Source organism: Geomonas sp., assembly GCF_056994735.1.
In genome coordinates, this window is the sequence record NZ_JBXKJL010000297.1 from 1 (window position 1) to 3,336 (window position 3,336).

Annotated in this window: 3 protein-coding genes; all 3 read right to left on the bottom strand. The window is 32.9% G+C overall.

Translation table 11 applies throughout. The features are described from left to right. A partial coding sequence (locus tag AC11W3_RS13210) for a hypothetical protein (RefSeq protein ID WP_484093137.1) occupies positions 1-1,112 on the bottom strand: 1,112 nt, incomplete at its 3' end. 2 nt (positions 1,113-1,114) lie between these two features. Beyond that, positions 1,115-1,642, bottom strand: coding sequence for a hypothetical protein (locus AC11W3_RS13215; RefSeq protein WP_484093138.1), 528 nt, complete (start codon positions 1,640-1,642; stop codon positions 1,115-1,117). A gap of 11 nt (positions 1,643-1,653) precedes the next feature. Further along, a partial coding sequence (locus AC11W3_RS13220; protein WP_484093139.1) for a glycosyl hydrolase family 28-related protein occupies positions 1,654-3,336 on the bottom strand: 1,683 nt, incomplete at its 5' end.

The following is a 3,336-nucleotide window of genomic DNA, read 5'->3' on the forward strand; positions in this document are numbered from 1 at the left end:
TTAATTTCTATATTACGAACAAGACATATTGCACCTGTAAGTACGTTATATTCTATTATAAGATTGTTTACAGTGCTGCTTCCTTCTGGAACAGCAAGTATATATTTATTGTCATAGAATATTGCACAAGCATTATTTAAAGCACTCTTGTTAACGTTATTCCATACGTCCTTTATCTTATCTGACACAGGCAGTACATTAGTACCATCGTATACAAATATGCCTTCATAGGCTACGAAATAAGCTTTATTGTGTGCTTTAACTATAGACCTGTCCGATATAGCTCCTTCACTAGAAAATAGTTCTACCTTCTGATAATTTCCTGGATATGTACCAAAGAGTTTATACATGTTCTTTGTTTTAAATATTACTATGTCATCAAAGATAACTTTAAGACCTATTACCTTACCTCCGTCCCAACTAGCACAGTTTATAAAGCCGCCATGCTGATTTGCTTCTCCTTCTTTTATAGGGGCTGTCCAATCGTCAATATCCCAACCATGCCTGTTTGCTGTTGTAAAGTAAACCATATCTGGATTGTCTTCATTACCTGTTATCCATATTCTATCGTAGTGAAGCTCTATATGTTTTCCTTTAGGAGCTAGTGATGTACATTCTTCTTCTGTCTTTACTGTTTGCGTTACATCTTCTCCATCTATATATCCAAGTAAAGAATCGTCTACTTCGCTGTATACAGCTCTTCTGTTTTTTAAGCTTCTTACAGACGTTCCATCATACATCTTTACAGGGTCTTTTCCATTTGTATATATTATTATGTTCTTGTCTTCATCTTGAAAATTTACAGCGTCAAACATATTGCTTGTAAAACTGTTATCTATTTCTCCTTTTCCTTTTTCATATACCTTTCCATCAGATACATATAAAAGATGTGAGCTTGTTTTGTTGTAGAAAGCCATAATGCTTTGAAGAGAAGAATTAAGAGAAGTGTCATAATAGACACTATCTCCTTTCTTGCTAGACAAAACACCCTTGTCTATATCTATGTTCTGCACAAGTACAGCTTCATTTTGTTTTATAAGCTTTTCATCAAGCTGCTGATTCATGCCGCCTAATGTATTTGATATATTTATTTCTGGTGCTTTGTAAGCCATAATTATTCCTCCGTTTCAGAAGAACCGTAACTATCGTATACAGTTTCTTCTCCAAGATTATCTTCTTCAAATAGTCTCATGGTTTGCATATTGTATTGTTCTAAGAACATATTTGCTATGCTTGTTTTCTTCTTGTACTGCCAGTATATATATGAAGCATAGGTGCATAACAGATGTTTAAATTTAAGAGACAAATCAAGAGTGTCTGTATCATTTACAAGCTCTTCACGAACAGTTGTATAAAGTACAGTAAAGGTTACTTTTCTACTTGTAACTATTACATTGCCTACTCTCTTTTCTCCATTTATAAGTACAGGAGATATAGAAACTACAGAATCTATATCCTCTGGAAGAGTTGCTAATCCATTTATTACAGGAACAAAAGCATTAGCAACTCTTTTGTCATATTTAGGTATCTCATAAATGTAAGCGTAATTAACAGCGTCTTTAACTAAAGCGTCTATTTGTTCATCTACTTCTGTTTCGTTTATTCTTCTTTTTACGAGGTTTATAATCTCTATAAAAGTCATTTAATTACCTCCTATGCTATTAATGCTCCGAACTTTTGCCATGTACTGTCTTCTTTTTTAATCCAACCCATAGCACCTAAAGAATTAGGAGTTGAGCTTTGTACTATTTGTCCTATAAGAGCCTTGAAATTAGCGTCTGGAATTGTAGCTCTTACAGTATCTATTACATCATAAGCGAAAGTATTTCTTTCTCTATAACAATCAATATCTATTTCTAGTGCAGGAGTGTATATTTCATTGAATGATACAACAGGTTTATACACACTGTTTGAACCCGGCTTAGTAACTCCCTTACATGCTAATGTTCCATCTTTAGGAGCATACAAGTAATTATTTACCACTTTAGGATTGGCCATTGGAAAAGAGTTAGCTGTTAGTGCTATACAAGCTACAGCGTCACCATTTAACATTTCAACTAAATTACCTTCTATTACAGGAAATATTGTTTGTCCAAGTCCTACTACCTGTATTCCAGTTCCAATACAAGTTTTAAGAATATTTTTAGATATGTTTCTTGAAGCTGATATTCCTATTGTAGTATCGGTAATTCTGTTTAACGCTATAAGTTCTCCCTGTTGTATACCTGTGTTAAAGCCTACAATTTCATTATCTACAGTATTTGATGTGTCTCCACTATAATTATTGATACCTATGGTGCTTCCTTTAACACCAGTGTTTATAACTGTATTTCTTGTTATTTTAAGCCTGTTTGATTTTTTATTGGTTATTCCTGTTCCGCTTCCAGAGAAAGCTGCTTGTACAGTATTGCCATCAATAAGTATATTCACTGCCGAATTAACATCTGCCGTAAGTCCAACTCTTATAAGTCCATCTATAGTACAATTCGGTATGTCACATATAATATAGTTATCTAAATATTTTACATTTTCTAACTTAGAATATGTTGCTGAACCACCACTATATGAATCGTTAGACATTGCAGTTAAAATACTTCCACTTTGAGAGTTAGAGATTCTTTGGAATTTATTATCTCTTACTGTAACTTCTCTTACCTCTCCAAGATAACCATAAGTTGCAACAAGTTCATCTTTTGCATTTGATATAAACAAGTTGTCTTTTATTAATGCGTTTCTGCTTATAACAGCACTATTACACTTGTTTTGTATCCATATGCAACCACCAACTGTAGCTTGACTTGAAATATTAAAGCTGCAATTATGCACCTTTGCATTTTCCCAAGCTGAATAAAAATCTATCACTGCATTGTGTCCTTTGTTAGAAGGTGAAATAACTTCAAAGCTGCATTTATCAAAACTTACATCTTTTATTCCACTAAGTCTAAATAAAGAACCTATGTCTATTGTGTTTATTTCAAATATAAACTTTAATCTTTCAACCTTTATGTTTATATCGCAATTAGTAAAATCAAGCTTTGGATTCTTATTTATAATTACTCCGGGATTTGTGTAATAAAGATAAGTAAAGTTGTCCTTATTAGTCTTTAAAATTGATGTATCTCCTGTTCCTTGAAGCGTAACGTTGCTGTAAAGCTCTAGCGTAGAAGAGTATAGGTAAGTTCCTTTAGGGAAATAAACAATTCCACCACCATTATTATAGACATACAGCATTGCGTCTTTAATTGATTGTGTATCATCTGCTATTCCATCACCTTTAGCTCCAAAGATTTTCACATTAACTGATATGTTACTTAATGCTTCATCAATTTTATCAAT